The sequence below is a fragment of the Sanguibacter biliveldensis genome (assembly GCF_033798665.1).
GTDB lineage: Bacteria > Actinomycetota > Actinomycetes > Actinomycetales > Cellulomonadaceae > Sanguibacter > Sanguibacter inulinus.
In genome coordinates, this window is record NZ_CP138359.1 from 2,586,465 (window position 1) to 2,604,249 (window position 17,785).

Consider the following 17,785-nt stretch of genomic DNA (forward strand, 5'->3'; position numbering starts at 1 on the left):
ATGAGCCAGACCTTCCAGGTCGACCTCGGCGGGATCGTCGACCTCCTCGCCCGCCACCTCTACAGCAGCCCTCGGGTGTACCTCAGGGAGCTCTTGCAGAACGGGACCGACGCCATCACGGCGCTGGCCGAGGTGGGCACCTCGTCCCCCAGTGTCTCGTCCCCCGGCGACCCGTCGGCGGCGGGTCCGGGGGCGACCACCCCCCGGGTCACCCTCCGCTGCCGTCCCGACGGCAGCCTCGAGGTGACCGACACGGGCGTGGGGCTGACCCTGGCCGAGGCCGAAGAGCTCCTCGCGACCATCGGGCGCAGCTCCAAGCGCGACCTGGAGATGGGCACGGGCCGCGAGCAGTTCTTGGGGCAGTTCGGCATCGGGCTGCTGTCGGCCTTCATGGTCGCCGACGAGATCGAGCTCGTCTCGCGCTCGGCCCGTCACCCCCAGGCCCCGGCCGTGCGGTGGACAGGTCACGCAGACGGGCGGTACACGCTGGTCGAGCTCTCCGACGACGACCCGAGGAGACCTGAGCAGCCGGGCAGCACGGTGCGTCTCGCGCCGCGCCGAGACCTCGAGCACTGGCTCGAGCCGGAGACCGTGGCGGCCCTCGCCGCCGACTACGGCTCGCTCCTGCCCGTCGAGCTGCTGCTCGAGGTCGAGGGCGCCGACGGCTCGGTCCGGTCCCGCTCCCTCAGCGAGCCCGTGCTCCCGTGGGAGCAGACCTACGAGACACCGCGAGCGCGGGAGCTCGCCCTGAGGTCGTACTGCGAGTCGGCCCTCGGGTTCACGCCGCTCGCCTCGATCGACCTCGACCTGCCGCTCGCCGGGCTGAGCGGCGTAGCCTTCGTGCTGCCGACCGCGGTGTCCCCCACGACGAGCAGCGCCCACAGGGTTTACCTCAAGCGGATGCTGCTGGGGACCAAGGTCGACGAGCTGCTGCCGCCGTGGGCCTTCTTCGTGCGCTGCGTCGTCAACACCACCGCGGTGCGCCCGACAGCCTCGCGGGAGGGCCTGTACGAGGACGACGTGCTGCTCGCCACCCGTGACGCTCTCGGCGCGCGGATCCGCCGGTGGACCCTCGAGACCCTCGCGCTGCGCGACGCGGGCTCGGCCCAGCTCCTCGCCGTGCACCACCTCGCGGTGCGCGCCCTGGCTCTCGTCGACGACGACATGCTCGACCTGGCCGTCGAGGTCCTGCCCTTCGAGTGCACGACGGGCCAGGCGACCCTCGCCGAGATCCACGAGCGCTACGGCCAGATCCACTTCACACCGACCGTCGAGGGATACCGGCGGATCGCGCCTGTCGCGCACGCGCAGGACCTCCCTGTCGTCAACGCCGGGTACGTCTACGACGCCGACCTCCTCGAGCGTGTGCGCACCCGTCGCCCGTCCTGGACCGTCATGCCGGTCTCGGCCTCGGACGTCTCCCAGGTGCTGCTCCCCCTCGAGCCGCTGCGTGCCCTCGAGACGACCGACGCTCTCGTGAGCATCCGTGAGGTCCTCGCAGCAGGCGGGTGCGACGTGGACCTGCGGACCTTCGAGCCTGCGCAGATCCCGTCGATGCTGCTCGACGACCGCGACGCAGACCACGAGCAGGAGGTCACCTCGACGGTGTCCGAGGCTGCCGACCTGTGGGGCGGCGTCCTCGGGCAGTTCTCCAAGCCGCAGCACCGACGCCGGCTCGTGCTCAACGACGCGAACCCGGCCGTGCGCGACGTGCTCGACGTCGCTGACCGGGTGGTCCGCGAGGCCGGTGCTCAGGCGCTGTACGTCACGGCGCTGCTGCAGTCCGGCCGCCCGCTGCCCGCCCACGAGGCGAACCTCATGACCGACGCGCTCTCGACCCTGATGCGCAGCGCCGCCGCGCCGCGAGACCCGGAGCGCCACGACCACCTGGACGGGGGCGCAGCCTGATGGCACGCCAGCTCGACGACATGAACCGCGCCATCATGAAGGCCCGCGACCTGCCCTTCGGCTCGGCCCGCAACGAGGTGGCTGCGGCGCTCGTCCGCGAGGTCACCACCGAGGGCCCGCAGGAGGCACGCGCCTTCGCGCTGTTCGCCCTCACCGAGTCCTACGCCTTCTCCGACGAGGTCGAGAAGGCGTACCTCCCGTTCACCCAGTCCGTGAGGCTGTGGGACGAGCACCCCGAGCTGTTCGACCAGCACGACGTGCACTCCCTGTTCTGGTCGTTCAAGTGGATGGTCGGCAACCTCATGGAGTTCCCGGCCATCCCGGCCGCGCAGATCACCTCGACGCTCGACGACATGCGTCGCCGCTACCAGCTGGCGGGCAACGGGATGAGCGCCGTCAACCACCTCACCTTCCAGTGGCACCACCTGCTCGGCGACGACGAGCTGCCGGCCGCCTACGAGCGGTGGATCACGACCGAGCGTGACGACTTCTCGCAGTGCCCGGCCTGCGAGCCGGGCGACCGCACCGCCTACCTCTTCGAGGCCGGCCGCTACGAGGAGGGCATCCGCCTGCTGGAGTCCGCCGAGGCCACGTCGGCCTCGTGCCACTCCGAACCGGCTGACAGGCTCTCCCAGCTCCAGCTCGCCTATCTCGAGGTCGGTGACGCCGAGGGCGCGGCCAGGGCGCACCGGCACGGCCTGCAGAGCCTGCCGACGAGCGGTGAGCTGGCGGGGGCGCAGGGGCGACACGTCCAGCTCCTCGCGCGGTCGGGCAACCACTCTGCGGCCTGGAGGTTCCTCGACAGGTCCGCCGGGCTGCTCACGAAGGCCGAGACCCCGGCCGACAGGCTCTCGTTCTTGCTGCACGCCGGGACCGGGGTCAGCATCCTGCGCCGGCACCACCCGCTGCGGGCCGTCTCGTACCCGGGGGTCCCTGCGACGACAGTGGCCGAGCTCGACGACTGGATGCACGGAGAAGCCCTCGCGCTCGCCTCCGCCTTCGACAGACGGGGTGGCACCAGCGCCTCGACCGAGCGTGTGCTGCGCGCCTGGTCGGGTGAGCACAGCGAGCTCCGCGTCGATCTCAGCGTGCTCACAGGCCACGGCGCGGACCTGCCCGCGGGGCTGAGCGGCGACCTTCCTGCTGGATCAGACGAGACCGCAGGCCCCGGCGCTCCCGGGGCGCCTGCGGGCTCCGCGGACCCCGCCGCACCGACGGGACCGACGGGACCGACAGGGTCGCTCGCGAGCGCAGACCTCGGCACAGGTGCGGGCGACGTGCCCGGATACCTGCTCGACGAGGCCGAGGGCGACGCGCCTGCAGGCGCTCCGTCCGCCGCGGCATCGGCTGAGCCGTCGCGAGACCAGACCGCTGGCCGCGCCGGTGTCGGACCCGACGCCCTGGTCTCGGCCGCCGAGAGCTCGGCAGCGCGCGGCGAGACCGTCAGCGCCGCGCGGCTGTACGCGCAGGCGGCTGAGATGTTCGAGGCGATCGACGAGCCGGAGGCTGCCGGATTCGCCCTGGCCGAGGCCGCGGCCCTGGCCGGCTCGCTCGGGGACGACGAGGGGGCCGAGTCCTCGTTCCGCGAGGCCCTCGCGCTGCTCGCCCGCGCCGAGACGGGCATCGAGTACACAGGACCTGTCGCCAGGGCCTACGCACGGGTCTGCGTATCGGTCGGCGCCGTGCCGACGGCCGTATCCGTCCTCGGGCCGCTCGTGGCTGCCGCAGAGATCGAGACGGCTGCGGCGCGCGGAGCGGTCCAGGCCGTCGCAGGAGCCGCGGAGGCCGAGATGGCCGACGAGGCCACGACCCGAGCGCGCCGGGCGACGGTCCTCGCGGCGGAGCACGCCCAGCTGCTCGACACCCTCGCTCGTGCGCAGGCCTCCGCAGGACGGACCGACGAGGCCACGACAGCAGCCAGGACCGCTGCCGAGGCCTTCGCCGAGCTCGGGATGGTCGAGGACGCAGCCCACGCCTTCTGGGTCGCCGGCCGGCTCGAACGCGCCGAGGGTCGCCTCGAGGACGCCGTCTGGCTCCTCGAGTCAGCAGCGGAGGGCTTCGCCATGGTGCGGTCGACAGCGCCCCGTGCTGAGGTCACGGGCGAGCTGGTCGAGGTCCTGACAGCACTGGGCCGGACGCACGAGGCCGAGGACCTGGTCCGACGCCTGTCGCTCTGAGGAGCCGCTCAGAGCCACGAGGGGAAGCCTGCGCGCCGCTCGGCGCAGGGGTGCTGGGCGCTGGGCGCTGGGCGCTGGGCGCTAGGGCAGGCTCAGTCGACCAGAGCGTCCGTGCTGACCCGCGTGATGCTTAGCCGGTCGCCCAGCGAGCGGACCCTCGTGTGCGCCGCGGCGAGCGCGGGTCGCGCCCCGGCGGGCAGCTGGGCCTCGTCCGAGCCCGTCGCGAGCAGCACCAGCTGGCGCCGCGGGAGCCTTGTCGACACCACGGCTTCAAGAGAGTCGAGAGCGTCGAGGGCACCGTCCGCACCGTCGTCGGCGGACCCGGCGACCTCGACGGTCTCGACGGCCCCGTGCCAGCCCGCCAGCCTCAGCAGCGTGACAGCGACGGTCGCGGTCACGTCGAGGGTCGGCCCCACGTCGAGCGCTGGCGAACCACCGCCGACGCCGGAGCCTGACCCGCCGGGAGCGCTGGGGGTCTCGAGCCCGAGAGCGCCGAGATCGGGCCGTGCGTCGACAGCGATCATGGGCCGACGGGCTGGCGCGACGACGAGCACGTGGGGGTGGTCGTCCTCCGTGCCAGACCCGCGGCCGCTGAGTCCGGCCTCCTCGAGCAGCGAGGTGATCCTGGCGACGACGACCGCGCGGGTCTGCGCGGACACGTCCGTGCGTCCTGAGGCACCGGGGAGCAGCACCGGCGACAGCGTGAGACGAGCGAGGATGGCGTGCATCGTGTCACCGTACGTCAACCACCTGACCGTGGGCTGTCGAGCGGACGCGGGTCCCAGGACCGGCTGTAGGCTGGTCAGATGGGGCTCTTCAAGGATCGGCGTCACCGCAGGACGGGTGGCCTCTCCGGCACGCACGCCTCTCACGAGGCCCAGGCCGCCGTCGGCGGGGCTGACAGGGACGACGAGCAGCTGCGTCTCGACGTCGAAGAGGTCATCGCCCGCGAGCTCGGTGCAGCGACAGGACTCGACCAGGTCCACGGCGTCCGCCCTGTCACACGGGCGCGTGTCATCGAGTGGATCAGCGACTACGGCTATTCGTACTTCATCGACTCGGACGGGGACGTCGGAGGGCTGTGGCACTCTCGGCTCTTCTACTTCCTCATCTTCGGGTCCCGCTCCGAGATCCTCCAGGTCCGTGGCCAGTGGAACCGTGAGATCAGCATCGAGCGGATCGAAGAGGTCCTCGACCTCTGCAACGAGTGGAACACCGACCGCATCTGGCCCAAGGCGTACTTCCGGGTGCGCGACAACGGCATGATCCAGGTCTACGCCGAGATGTCGGTCGACCTCGAGCACGGTGCGACCGACGAGCAGCTCGACAGGCTGCTCAGCTGCGGGCTCAGCACGGCCGCGATGCTCTTCGACTCGCTCGACGCCCACTACCCCGACCCTGCGAAGGCGGCCCCATGAGCACCCCTGCGCCGCGTCGCGCGTGGCTGTCGAGGCTGCTGTCCGTGCTGCCCGACGCCGTCCCGCGCCAACGGACCGGCCCGCTGCCCGCCGAAGAGACCAGCGCGAACCTGCTCGACGTCCCGACGACAGTCACCCGCGACAGGCTGGCGTCGTACCTCGGGTCGTGCGGGTACACCTTCCGGCTCGACGAAGACGGTGACATCACCGGGACGTGGGACGGCAACCGCTTCTGGTTCATGCTCCTGGGCGTCGACAAGGACATCATCCAGGTGCGCGGCCGCTGGCACCGCCCTCTCGCCGAGTCGAACCGGGTGGCCACGCTGCAGATCGTCAACGACTGGAACAGGGACAGGATCTGGCCGAAGGCCTACGTGCGCCGTGAGAACGGAGCCCTGTCGCTGTACACCGAGCACTCGGTCGACTTCGGCCCTGGAGCGACGCAGGACCAGATCGACGAGACCCTCGCGGGTGGCCTCGGCAACTCCCTCCAGCTGTTCGCCTCGGTCGCCGCGTCGCTCAGGCCTCAGGTGTACGAGGACGACGGCGACATGGACGACAACGACGGCCCCGTCGACGACGACTGAAGACGTCGACGACGGCTGAAGACGTCGACGACGGCTGAGCACATCGACGACTGACCACGTGAACGACGGCTGAGCACGTCAACCACTGAGCTCGCGAACGACGGAGCACGACAGCGGTCGACCCGCTGACGTGCACGGTGCCGGTCGGACCGCGTCAGCTGCGGCGCAGGACAGGCATCCCGAGCACGACAGGCCCACCTGCCGGTGCGGCCGCGTCGCCGTGCGAGTGCGAGTCGTCTCCGAGCCCGGCCCGGGCTCGCTCGCGAGCCGCCCACGCGTCGCCAGACCGGGTGCGACGGACCGCGTAGACCCGACCAGCGGCCGGCGTCACCCCGTCGTGCCCGACGGGCTGCTCTCCAGCGAGGACCGAGTCCGCGACCAGGTGGTAGGGCGCAGACCCCGTGACCTGGACGGTGACGACGTCGCCAGGTCGCGGGAGCTCGGGATCGATGCTCTCGCTCAGGCGAGGGTCGTCGACTGGCGCCGTCGGCTCGTCCCGCAGGGCGTAGGTCAGGTGAGCCGGGACGGCGAGGTGCACGAGGCGGTTGTCCTGGGCCCGTCCGGTGAGCCTGTGCGTCGCGCCGTCCTTGCGCCCGGCACCCTCGGCGACCAGGACCTCGACGGTGCGGCCCACCTGCCGAGCACTCTCGCTCGCGGAGACCGAGTCCTGGAGCGCCATGAGCCTCTCGTAGCGCTCCTGGACGACCTCCTTCGGCACCTGGTCGTCGAGCGTCGCGGCGGGGGTACCGGGGCGCGGTGAGTACTGGAAGGTGAAGGCCGAGGCAAAACGGCTCGCCTCGACCACGCGGAGCGTCTCGCGGAAGTCCTCCTCGGTCTCGCCGGGGAAGCCCACGATGAGGTCTGTCGTGATCGCCGCCTCGGGCATCGCAGCGCGGACACGGTCCAAGATCCCGAGGAACTTGTCCGACCTGTACGAACGGCGCATGGCGCGCAAGATCCTGTCGGACCCGGCCTGGAGGGGCATGTGCAGCTGCGGCATGACGTTCGGCGTCTGCGCCATCGCCTCGATGACGTCGTCGGTGAAGGCCGCGGGGTGCGGGGAGGTGAAGCGCACCCGCTCGAGACCGTCGATCTGCCCGCACGCCCGCAGCAGGTGCGCGAACGCGCCGCGGTCTCCGAACTCGACGCCGTAGCTGTTGACGTTCTGCCCCAGCAGCGTGACCTCGATGGCGCCCTGCGCGACGAGCGCCTCGACCTCGGCGAGCACCTGGCCCGGACGCCTGTCCCGCTCCTTGCCCCGCAGGTGGGGCACGATGCAGAAGGTGCAGGTGTTGTTGCAGCCGACGGAGATCGACACCCAGCCCGCGTACACGGACTCTCTACGGGTGGGCAACGTCGACGGGAACACCTGGAGCGACTCGGCGATCTCGACCTGCGCGGCCTCGTTGTGCCGTGCCCGCTCGAGGAGCACCGGGAGCGCGTCGAGATTGTGGGTGCCGAAGACGACGTCGACCCACGGGGCACGCTCGACGATCGTGGACCGGTCTTTCTGCGCGAGGCAGCCGCCCACGGCGATCTGCATCCCAGGACGCCTGCTCTTGACCCCTGCCAGCTGGCCGAGGTTGCCGTAGAGGCGGGTCGCGGCGTTCTCGCGGACCGCGCAGGTGTTGATGACGACGATGTCGGCCTCGTCACGGGACGCCGCCTCGGGGGTCGCGCGGCTGTACCCGGCCTGCTCGAGCATGCCGGACATGTGCTCGGAGTCGTGGACGTTCATCTGGCACCCGAGGGTACGGACGACGTAGGTCCGGGGGGTCTCGTGGCCGGTGTCCGACGGGTTCTGGGTCAGCGCGTCGCGCGGCAGGGTGTTCGATGACATCGGCCCCAGTTTACGACCCGCGTGAGGCATCGGCTGACGACTCTGGAGCCCCTGACAGGCCGTGCCCAAGGTTGGCGGGCTGGGATCAGCCGGCGGTCGCGTGGGCGCGGAGCTCACGGACCACGGTGATCGAGATCTCCCCGGGGAAGCTCAGCGCAGCCTCGATGTCTCGGGCGATCTCGCGGGCCAGGCCGGGCAGGTCGGCATCGGGGACGGCTGCCGGCTCGACGACCACCCTGAGCTCGTGCCCGCTCGCCAGGGCCAGGGCGCGCACGACCCCGTGGTGCGCTGCGGCGACACCCTCGAGCCGTTCCATCCGTTCGACGTACCGTTCGAGCTCGTCGCGGCGTGCACCGGGCCGCGCCGCCGAGATCGCGTCGGCCGCCTGGACCAGGACGGCCTCGACGCTCTCGGCGGCCACCTCGCCGTGGTGCGCGGCGACAGCGTTGACCACCTCGGCGGACTCCCCCGCGTCACGCAGCAGGTCCGCACCCGCAGCCGCGTGGGTACCGCCAGCCGTGAGGCTGCGGGCCTTGCCGATGTCGTGGAGGAACGCAGCGCGCCGTGCGACCTCGACGTCCGCCCCGAGCTCGGCCGCCAGGGCAGCCGCGACGAGAGCAGCCTCGACGCTGTGCTCGAGGACGTCCTGCCCGTACGAGGTCCGGAGCCGGAGCGCACCGACCACGACGACGAGGTCGTGGGGTAGTCGCAGCACCCCGGCGCGCTCGGCGGCGTCGTGCCCGGCCGCCACAGCGCGGTCGTCGCTCCCGGCGAGGGCGAGGGCGTAGGCGGACTCGATGCGCTGCGGGTGGATCCGACCGTCGTCGAAGAGCATCTGGAGGGTCGCGTGCGCGACCTCTCTGCGCTCGGCGTCGAAGGACGAGAGCTGGACTGTGGACGAGTCGTCGTCGACGAGGAGGTTGACCCCGGTGACAGCCTCGAAGGTCCGGATGTTGCGTCCTTCCCGTCCGATGATCCGCCCGCGGAGGTCGTCCGAGGGCAGCGGGACGAGGGTCACCGCGGCTGCCGAGCTGGTGGGGACGCTCAGGCGTTGGACTGCAGCGGTGACGATGCGTCGCGCGGTCTGGTCCGCCGTGCGCCGCGCCGAGGCCTCCGCCGTGCGGACCGTCGCCTCGGCCTGGCGGGTGGCCTGCGTCCGGAGCGCGTCGGTGAGCCGGGCGAGAGCCTCCTCCCGGCTCAGGCCAGCAGCGCTCCCGAGCTCTCGCTCGACCTCGGCCTGACGGCGGGCGAGCTCCTCCGAGGCGAGCCGGGCCGCTCCGGCGGCGGAGAGGACCTGGTCCTGGTGCCGCGCCTCGGCAGCCTCGAGCCGTGCACGGCGAGCAACGAGGTCCTTCTCGAGTGCTCGGACCTCGTCGACCCGCGCCCTGGACTCTTCGTCTCTGCGGCGGCTGTCGGCACGCAGGTCCGCGACGTCGTCGGCTGCCCGGGCACGGACCGCCGCTGCCTCGCGACGGGCGGTCTGGACGAGCAGGAGCGCGACCAGGCAGGTGAGGAGCAGCGCGAGGACGACTCCGAGCTCTGCACCGGTCACGGCGGGGCACTCCTCTGAGGTTGACGGGCACCTCGGACGGGCGCGGGTCCCATCATCACCGACTGCCGCTAGATCCAGTCGTCTCCAGGGCCCGTGTCGCCGAGATCGTCCTCCGTCGACCCGCCGTCGTCCGGGATCGTCGGCTCCTCGGCGAGCACGCTCTGGATCGCCTGCATCGCGACACCTGAGGAGTAGCCCTTGCGTCCGAGGGCTCCGAGAGCACGACGGATGCGCACAGGGCGGTCGAGCGACGCGGTCTGCCGGAGCTTCTTGCGGGCCACCTCGACGGCTGCACCGGCCTCGTCGGCGTCGTCCACCTGCGCGAGAGCCTCCTCGGCGACCTCCCCGTCGATCCCCTTGCGGCGGAGCTCCTGGGCGATAGCACGCCGCGTCTGGCCACGCTCGGAGAACCGCGTCCGGACGATCATGGCCGCCAGCTGGGCGTCGTCGAGGAGCCCGACGTTCTCGAGCCTGTCGAGCAGCTCGGTGACGATCTCAGGTTCTTCCCCGGCCTTCAGCAGCCGCTCTTCGAGCTGGTGCCTGCTCTTGGCCGTGGCGGTGAGGATCTTGAGCGCACGGTTGCGAGCGCTCTCGATCTTCTCGGCATGGGACAGCGCAGAGACCGCAGCCCCCTCCTCTTCCCCAGGAGCGGTCTGCGGCCTCTGCGAGCCTGTCGAGCGACTCAGGAGTCGCTCTTCTTCCCCTTGGCAGCAGCCTTGGCGGGCGCTGCGTCGATCGGCGCTGGGACGGCCGGGGCGTCGACCTGAGCGCCCACGCCGAGCTTCTCCTTGATGCGCTTCTCGAGCTCGTTGGCGAGGTCGGGGTTGTCCTTGAGGAAGGTGCGGGCGTTCTCCTTGCCCTGCCCGAGCTGGTCGCCGTCGTAGGTGAACCACGAGCCGGACTTGCGGACGAAGCCGTGCTCGACACCCATGTCGATCAGCCCACCCTCGCGGGAGATGCCGTGACCGTAGAGGATGTCGAACTCAGCCTGCTTGAACGGCGGGGCCATCTTGTTCTTGACGACCTTGACGCGGGTCCTGTTGCCGACGGGCTCGGTGCCCTCCTTGAGGGTCTCGATGCGTCGGATGTCCAGGCGGACCGAGGCGTAGAACTTCAGCGCCTTTCCACCTGTGGTCGTCTCGGGCGAGCCGAACATCACGCCGATCTTCTCGCGCAGCTGGTTGATGAACACCGCGGTGGTCCCTGAGGAACTGAGCGCACCGGTGATCTTGCGGAGCGCCTGCGACATGAGGCGAGCCTGCAGACCGACGTGGCTGTCACCCATCTCGCCCTCGATCTCAGCCTTGGGCACGAGGGCCGCGACAGAGTCGATGACGATGATGTCGATCGCGCCGGAGCGGATCAGCATGTCGGCGATCTCGAGGGCCTGCTCTCCGGTGTCCGGCTGCGAGACCAGCAGCGCGTCGGTGTCGACGCCGAGCTTCTTCGCGTAGTCGGGGTCGAGGGCGTGCTCGGCGTCGATGAAGGCGGCGATGCCACCGTTGCGCTGGGCGCTCGCGACGGCGTGGAGGGCGACCGTCGTCTTACCGCTCGACTCGGGGCCGTAGATCTCCACGACGCGGCCGCGCGGGAGCCCGCCGATGCCGAGTGCGATGTCCAGCGCGATCGAGCCGGTCGGGATGACCTCGACGGGGGCGCGGCCTTCTTCGCCGAGCCGCATGATCGAGCCCTTGCCGAAGTTCCGGTCGATCTGTGCGAGCGCCGCCTCGAGGGCCTTCTCGCGGTCTGCTGGTGCGGGCATGTCTGCCGCCTCTCCGTCTGTGAGCGGTAGCCCGCTCGGTGTGGTGCCTGTCGTTGGTGAGGACGCTACGTCCACCCACTGACAACGACCTCTCGGCCGTGCGGACCTGTGGACGACGCATCAGAAGAGGCGCCCTGCGGACAACGATAACCGAACATCTGTTCGAAGATCCAGTGCGGCTTCGGCGTGTCTGCGGATACTGACCGGCAGTGCCCGTCAGTGCCGGTCAGTGCCCGTCAGTGCCCGTCAGCGCGGCGGCGGTGCCGTCAGCGCCCGGCGGCGACCGTCAGCGACCGTCGGGACCTGTCAGCGCGGCGGCGGCGCCTGCCGGAACTTGTCGTGCCCCCAGCGGCGCTCGTCGGGCACGTCCATGGCGTCGCACAGCGCGTGCCACACCACCCGCGGCTCGACACCCGCCTCGATCGCCTGGGCCGCTGTGCGGTCTCCGAGGGCGGTGAGCATCTGGTCGTCAGCCAGCGTCCGCCCGTACCCACGGCCGAACACCTCGTCCACCAGGTCCCAGAACTCTCTGTTTCGCACACCAGTAGGGTGCCACGTCCGTCGTGTGTCGGCGGGACCAGACACAATGTCAGGGTGGCCACACCAGAGCAGGACGAGACGTCGAGCGGCACCCGCCCTCCCGCAGGGAGCGCCCGCACGACTCCTCTGAGCGGCTTGCGTCGCTTCAGGCCCGCCACGCAGGACTGGTTCGACGGTGCCTTCCACGCACCGACCGCCGCACAGACCGGTACCTGGGACGCCGTCGCGGACGGCCACCACGCCCTCGTCGTCGCACCGACAGGCTCGGGCAAGACGCTGGCCGCCTTCTTGTGGGCGCTCGACGGGCTCCTGGACGCCTCAGGTCCCGAGCCCGACCCTGCTGCTCGGTGCCGCGTGCTCTACGTCTCACCCCTCAAGGCCCTGGCCGCCGACGTCGAGCGGAACCTGCGGTCTCCGCTCGCCGGGGTCCGGCAGGCCGCAGCGCGCCGCGGCGAGAGCATCCGTGAGGTCCGTGTCGGCACCCGCACCGGGGACACCCCGGCGAGCGAGCGCCGCGCCTTCGCGACCACTCCCCCCGACATCCTCATCACGACACCGGAGTCGTTGTTCCTCATCCTCACCTCAGGGGCCAGGGAAGGCCTCCGAGGTGTCACCACGGTGATCCTCGACGAGATCCACGCCGTCGCCGGCACCAAGCGCGGTGCCCACCTCGCCGTCTCGCTCGAGCGGCTGGACGCCCTCGTCGAGGCTCCGGTCCAGCGGATCGGGCTCTCGGCGACAGTCACCCCGGTGGCGGCCGTGGCAGCCTTCCTCGCGGGGGGCAGGACTCCGTCCGAGGGTGGTCGACCTGTCGACGTGGTCCAGCCGCCGGCATCGAAGACGATCGAGGTCGACGTCGTGGTGCCGGTCCCCGACCTCGCCGACCTGCGGTCAGCGCCGTCGGTCGGAGGTGGACCTGAGCAGACCGACCTGGCCGGCTCCGCCGGGACCACAGACCCGCAGGGCCTCGACGCCTCAGTCACCTCACCCGCAGGCGGAGCACCCGCCGCGAGCACCGACAGGTCGGGCACGTCCCAGCCCGCCCCTGGCGTGCCGGACCTCTCCGGTGCTGCCGCAGGACCTCGAGCCCGACCCTCGGTCTGGCCCCACATCGAAGAACGTGTGGTCGACCTCGTCGCGGCGCACCGTTCGACGCTCGTGTTCACCAACTCGCGGCGCGGCGCCGAGCGGCTCACCTCCCGCATGAACGAGGTGTGGGCCGAGCGTCAGGGCGAGGGAACCGTCGACCACGGCGAGGTGCACCCGGCGCTCGTCTCAGGTCAGTCTGGTGCCTCGACCGGGGCACCGGGCGTCCTCGCCCGAGCCCACCACGGGTCAATGAGCCGCGCCGAGCGCACCCATACCGAGACAGAGCTCAAAGAAGGGCGGCTGCCCGCTGTCGTCTCGACCTCGTCTCTCGAGCTCGGCATCGACATGGGCGCCATCGACCTCGTCGTCCAGATCGGCTCTCCGCCCTCCGTCGCGAGCGGGCTCCAGCGGATCGGGCGGGCAGGGCACCAGGTGGGCGCTGTCTCGCACGGCGTCGTCTTCCCGATGCACCGAGGTGACCTCGTCCCGTCGACAGTCATCGCCGGGCGCATGCGGACCGGGAGCATCGAACCCGTGCACGTGCTGCGCAACCCCCTCGACGTCCTGGCGCAGCAGATCGTCGCGATGGTGGCGACCGACGACTGGCACCTCGACGAGCTCGCGACGGTCCTGCGCCGCTCGGACCCGTACACCACCCTGGGTGACCGCACGCTGCGCGCCGTGCTGGACATGCTCGCCGGCCGGTACCCGAGCGAAGACTTCGGCGAGCTTCGCGCGCGCATCGTGTGGGACCGCGTGACGGACACCCTCTCCGCGCGACCTGGCGCGCTACGGCTCGCCGTCACGAGCGGCGGGACGATCCCCGACCGCGGCCTCTACGGGGTGTTCCTCGCCTCCGGCGCGACCGACGCGACAGGTGACTCCGGGGCTCCACGAGGTGGCAAACGGGTCGGCGAGCTCGACGAGGAGATGGTTTACGAGTCACGCGTCGGGGACACCTTCACCCTCGGTTCGAGCACGTGGCGGATCGAGGACATCACCCCGGACCAGGTGCTCGTCAGCCCGGCGCCCGGTGTGCCGGGCCGGTTGCCGTTCTGGAAGGGCGACTCCCCTGGACGGCCTGCCGAGCTCGGCCGCGCCATCGGCGCCTGGGTCCGCGAGGCGACCGGCCCTGCAGGAGCCGCCGGACCCGCCCGGGAGCACGGAGCGTCCCCGGGCACCGAGGCGTCTCGTGCCGACGACAGCCCCTGGGCCGGGCTCGACCCCTGGGCGACAGACAACCTCCGCGCTTACCTCGACGAGCAGCGCGAGGCCACGGGTGTCGTCCCCGACGACAAGACCCTGCTGGTCGAGAGGTTCCGCGACGAGCTCGGAGACTGGCGTGTGGTCATCCACTCCCCCTACGGCGCGAAGGTCCACGCACCCTGGGCGCTGGTGCTCGCCGCGCGGATCAGGGAACGCTTCGGCATCGACGCCGCGGCCATGCACTCCGACGACGGCATCGTGCTGCGCATGCCGGACGTCTCCGACCCCTTCGCCGAGCTCCCCGACGGCACGAGCACCGACGGGTCGCGGGACCAGGTCGACCTCTCTGAGCTGTTGCTCGACCCCGAGGCCGTCGAGACGGCGGTGCGCACCGAGCTCAGCGGCTCCAACCTGTTCGGCGCACGGTTCCGCGAGGCCGCCGCACGAGCGCTCCTGCTCCCCCGGCGCCGGCCCGACAGGCGCCAGCCGCTCTGGCAGCAGCGCCACAGGTCGGCCCAGCTGCTGAGCGTCGCGTCAGGCTTCCCCGACTTCCCGATCGTCCTCGAGGCGATCCGTGAGTGCCTGCAGGACGACTTCGACGTCGCATCCCTCGTCTCCCTCATGCGAGACGTCGAGAACGGCACCGTGCGCGTCGTCGAGGTGACCACGCGGACACCGTCGCCCTTCGCCCAGTCCTTGCTGTTCGGGTACACGGCTCAGTTCCTCTACGACGGAGACGCCCCGCTCGCCGAGCGCCGCGCGGCTGCGCTGACCCTCGACCCGGACCTGCTCGCCGAGCTGCTCGGCAGCGACGGCAGCTCGCAGATCGCCGACCTGCTCGACCCCGACGCCGTGGTCCGCACCGAGCATGAGCTCAGCGGGCTCGCGCCCGAGCGGCACGCCCGCCACGGTGAAGACGTGTGGGACCTGCTCCGTCGCACCGGACCGCTGACCACCGCCGAGGTGGTCGAGCGCACCCGCGAGGACGTCAGGTCCGAGGCGCCGGCGTGGCTCGACACGCTGGCCGCGAGCCGGCGGGTCATCCAGGTGAGGATCGCCGGGGTCGACCCCGCAGAACGGTGGGCCGTGGCCGAAGACGCCGGACGCCTGCGCGACGCCCTCGGTGTGGCGCTGCCCGTCGGGTTGCCCGAGAGCGTCACGGAGCTCGTGCCCGACCCGCTCGGTGACCTCGTGAGGCGGTACTCCCGCACGCACGGCCCCTTCGCAGCACGCGACCTCGCGGCACGGTACGGGCTCGGGGTTGCTGTCGTCGCAGACGTCCTGCGACGCCACGTGCAAGCAGGGCAGCTCGTCACGGGACGCCTCCGGCCCGACGTCCTCGGCGGGACGGGCGAGGAGTACTGCGACGCCGACGTCCTACGCACCCTGCGCCGCAGGTCGCTCGCTGCCCTGCGCGCCGAGGTCGAGCCCGTCCAGCACCCGGCCCTCGGTGTCTTCTTGCCCCGCTGGCAGTCTGTCGGCGGCCTGCGAGGCGTCGACGGGCTCTACAGGGTCGTCGAACAGCTCTCAGGTGCACCCGTGCCCGTCTCCGCCCTCGAGTCCCAGATCCTCCCCGCCCGTGTCGTCGACTACAGACCCTCGATGCTCGACGAGCTCACCACCTCGGGCGAGGTCGTCTGGTGCGGCCACCACGAGCTCCCGGGCGGTCGAGGTACGGCGGACGCCATGGTCAGCCTGCACCTCGCTGAGTCGGCCCACCTGACGCTGCGCCCCGTGGAGACCGACGACGCACCGCTGACCGAGCTGCAGGCGGCAGTTCTCGGGCTCCTCGAGGCAGCGGGCGGATTTTTCTACCCTCGGCTCGCCTCGTCGCTCGAGCACCCCGGCCCCGACGTGCTCGCGGCACTCTGGGAGCTCGTCTGGTCCGGCCAGGTCACCAACGACACCCTCGGTCCCCTGCGCGGCCGGCTGAGCGGTCGCCGAGCGGCGAGCAGGTCCACCCCGGCGGCCAGGCCGCGACCGCTGAGCCGTCGTCCGCGCTTCTCCTCGCTCGGAGCCACGGCCTCGTCGCTCCGAGAGGCAGCCGCCGACCCGTCAGGTGGCGGGAGATGGTCTGCCCTCCCGGTGCGCGACGTCGACACGACCCGTCGCGCCCATGCGCTCGCGACGGTCCTGCTGGACCGGCACGGTGTGCTCACCCGGGCCGTCACCGGCGCCGAGCAGGTGACCTCGGAGTACAGGGGGGTCTACAAGGTGCTCGGCGCCCTCGAGTCGGCCGGTCAGGTCCGTCGCGGGTACTTCGTCGAGCACCTCGGAGGGTCGCAGTTCGCGCTCCCGGGCGCTGTCGACCAGCTCCGCACGGCCGAGAACGACAGGCTCCGAGAGGCCGAGCGGACCGATCCGCCGACAGCCCTGTGCCTGGCCGCGACCGACCCCGCGCAGCCCTACGGCGCGGCGCTCGCCTGGCCTGCCTCGCCGGGGGCTGAGGAGGCAGGGCGTTCGGGGCACCGACCTGGGCGCAAGGCTGGGGCGCACGTCGTCGTGGTCCGCGGTGAGCTCGCCCTGTACCTCGAGCGCGGGGGGCGCAGCCTCCTGACCTTCAGCGACGACCCTGTCGTGCTCGACGCGGCCGCCCGGGCGCTCGCACGCGCCGTCTCCGACGGCAGGCTCGGCAAGGTGACGCTCCGCAGGGTCGACGGCGACGAGTCGCTGACGGTCGGCGGTTCGAGCCGCACCGCTGGCGTGGCTGCCCTCGTCGGCGCGGGCTTCGGCCCGACACCCTCCGGTCTGCGGCTCTCCGGTCTGCCCGCAGGCCGTCCCACGTCAGGAACGGCCCGTGCCTGAGGGAGACACCGTCTACTTGACGGCCCGCCGCCTCGACGAGGCGCTCAGCGGCACGGTCCTCACCTGGGCCGAGCTCCGGTGGCCGAACCTCGACCCGACGGCTCTGGCCGGTGCGACCGTGCTGCGCTCTCGCGCCTACGGCAAGCACGTCCTGACGACCGTCGACACGGGGTGGACGCTCCACACCCACCTGCGGATGGACGGCACGTGGCGGGTGCACAGGACAGACCCCGCCGCGCGCCTGGCCCGGAGCCCGACGGTCCGTGCCGTGCTCGCCAACGAGACCTGGACCTGCGTCGGCGACAGGCTCGGCATGCTCGACCTGGTGAGGACGCGAGACGAGCACACGCTGCTCGACCATCTCGGCCCGGACATCCTCGCGCCAGACTTCGCCAGCTCGCCCGACGGGCTCACCGCGGTGCTCCGCAGCTACCAGGAGCAGGGGGCCCGACCTGTCGGAGACTGCCTGCTCGACCAGACGCTCATGGTCGGGGTCGGCACCCTCTTCGCGGCCGAAGGCCTCTTCGACCAGAAGATCTGGCCGTGGACCCCTGCGGCCGAGGTCGACCTGCGTCCGCTCCTGGGCAGCATCCGGCGCAACCTCGGACGAGGGATCGCTCGACCTGTCGACGGTCGGATCGTGCACGTGCACTCGAGGTCCGGGTCTCCGTGCCACCGCTGCGGCACCACGATCGTCCGCGGTCTCGCGGGGGTCGCCCCGATGGAGCGCCCGATGTTCTACTGCCCGACGTGCCAGCCTCCGCCGCCGGGCCGGGCCTGAGCGAGCGCGGGCTCCCGCGGACCCGAGCAGGGACTCGAGACACAAGAAGATCAGGCCGCGCACCCTGGGGTACGCGGCCTGATCGAGGTCGTGCGTGCGGTCTGACCGCGGGGCCCCGGA

The 17,785-nt window shown here is 71.8% G+C and carries 12 protein-coding genes and 1 pseudogene; 6 read left to right on the forward strand and 7 right to left on the reverse strand.

From position 1 onward, the window contains the following. Nucleotides 1-1,908: an HSP90 family protein gene (locus SANBI_RS11320; protein WP_319155064.1), complete on the forward strand. Its 1,908-nt coding sequence runs from the start codon at nt 1-3 to the stop codon at nt 1,906-1,908. After that, nucleotides 1,908-4,085: a hypothetical protein gene (locus SANBI_RS11325; protein WP_319155067.1), complete on the forward strand. Its 2,178-nt coding sequence runs from the start codon at nt 1,908-1,910 to the stop codon at nt 4,083-4,085. The genes SANBI_RS11320 and SANBI_RS11325 overlap by 1 nt, the downstream gene beginning before the upstream one ends. A gap of 92 nt (nt 4,086-4,177) precedes the next feature. Here SANBI_RS11325 and SANBI_RS11330 read toward each other — a convergent pair whose 3' ends face one another. Further along, nucleotides 4,178-4,813 carry a hypothetical protein gene (locus SANBI_RS11330; protein WP_319155069.1) on the reverse strand — a complete coding sequence of 212 codons (636 nt, stop codon included), beginning with the start codon at nt 4,811-4,813 and terminating at the stop codon, nt 4,178-4,180. Nucleotides 4,814-4,891: 78 nt separating this feature from the next. Here SANBI_RS11330 and SANBI_RS11335 point away from each other — a divergent pair, with 78 nt between their 5' ends. Then, nucleotides 4,892-5,503 (forward strand): type III secretion system chaperone family protein, encoded by a 612-nt coding sequence (locus SANBI_RS11335; RefSeq protein ID WP_319155071.1) that lies wholly within the window; start codon nt 4,892-4,894, stop codon nt 5,501-5,503. Continuing rightward, nucleotides 5,500-6,090 carry a type III secretion system chaperone family protein gene (locus SANBI_RS11340; protein ID WP_319155073.1) on the forward strand — a complete coding sequence of 197 codons (591 nt, stop codon included), beginning with the start codon at nt 5,500-5,502 and terminating at the stop codon, nt 6,088-6,090. Before SANBI_RS11335 ends, SANBI_RS11340 begins: the two co-directional genes overlap by 4 nt. Nucleotides 6,091-6,244: 154 nt before the next feature. Here SANBI_RS11340 and miaB read toward each other — a convergent pair whose 3' ends face one another. From miaB to SANBI_RS11365, 6 genes and pseudogenes are all read right to left on the reverse strand, one after another. After that, entirely contained in the window at nt 6,245-7,930 is a 1,686-nt protein-coding gene (gene miaB, locus SANBI_RS11345; RefSeq protein WP_319155075.1) for a tRNA (N6-isopentenyl adenosine(37)-C2)-methylthiotransferase MiaB, read from the reverse strand. Nucleotides 7,931-8,015: 85 nt separating this feature from the next. Then, complete coding sequence (locus SANBI_RS11350; RefSeq protein WP_319155077.1) at nt 8,016-9,482, reverse strand: Rnase Y domain-containing protein; 1,467 nt, start codon at nt 9,480-9,482, stop codon at nt 8,016-8,018. A 68-nt stretch (nt 9,483-9,550) separates the two neighbouring features. Next, nucleotides 9,551-9,910 carry a regulatory protein RecX gene (locus SANBI_RS18815; RefSeq protein WP_408669761.1) on the reverse strand — a complete coding sequence of 120 codons (360 nt, stop codon included), beginning with the start codon at nt 9,908-9,910 and terminating at the stop codon, nt 9,551-9,553. Between the two features lie 96 nt (nt 9,911-10,006). Continuing rightward, a pseudogene (locus SANBI_RS18820) lies at nt 10,007-10,168 on the reverse strand (hypothetical protein); the annotation flags it as partial. Continuing rightward, nucleotides 10,165-11,244: a recombinase RecA gene (recA, locus tag SANBI_RS11360; protein WP_056130109.1), complete on the reverse strand. Its 1,080-nt coding sequence runs from the start codon at nt 11,242-11,244 to the stop codon at nt 10,165-10,167. The pseudogene SANBI_RS18820 and the gene recA, both read right to left, overlap by 4 nt. Nucleotides 11,245-11,550: 306 nt before the next feature. After that, on the reverse strand, nt 11,551-11,784 hold the full coding sequence (locus SANBI_RS11365; protein WP_319155081.1) for a DUF3046 domain-containing protein: 234 nt from the start codon (nt 11,782-11,784) through the stop codon (nt 11,551-11,553). A gap of 126 nt (nt 11,785-11,910) precedes the next feature. Here SANBI_RS11365 and SANBI_RS11370 point away from each other — a divergent pair, with 126 nt between their 5' ends. Both SANBI_RS11370 and SANBI_RS11375 read left to right on the forward strand, forming a co-directional pair. Beyond that, nucleotides 11,911-16,884 carry a DEAD/DEAH box helicase gene (locus SANBI_RS11370; RefSeq protein WP_319161285.1) on the forward strand — a complete coding sequence of 1,658 codons (4,974 nt, stop codon included), beginning with the start codon at nt 11,911-11,913 and terminating at the stop codon, nt 16,882-16,884. Continuing rightward, nucleotides 16,877-17,665, forward strand: a complete 789-nt coding sequence (locus SANBI_RS11375; protein WP_319155083.1) for a DNA-formamidopyrimidine glycosylase family protein — start codon at nt 16,877-16,879, stop codon at nt 17,663-17,665. Before SANBI_RS11370 ends, SANBI_RS11375 begins: the two co-directional genes overlap by 8 nt. Nucleotides 17,666-17,785: the final 120 nt, after the last annotated feature.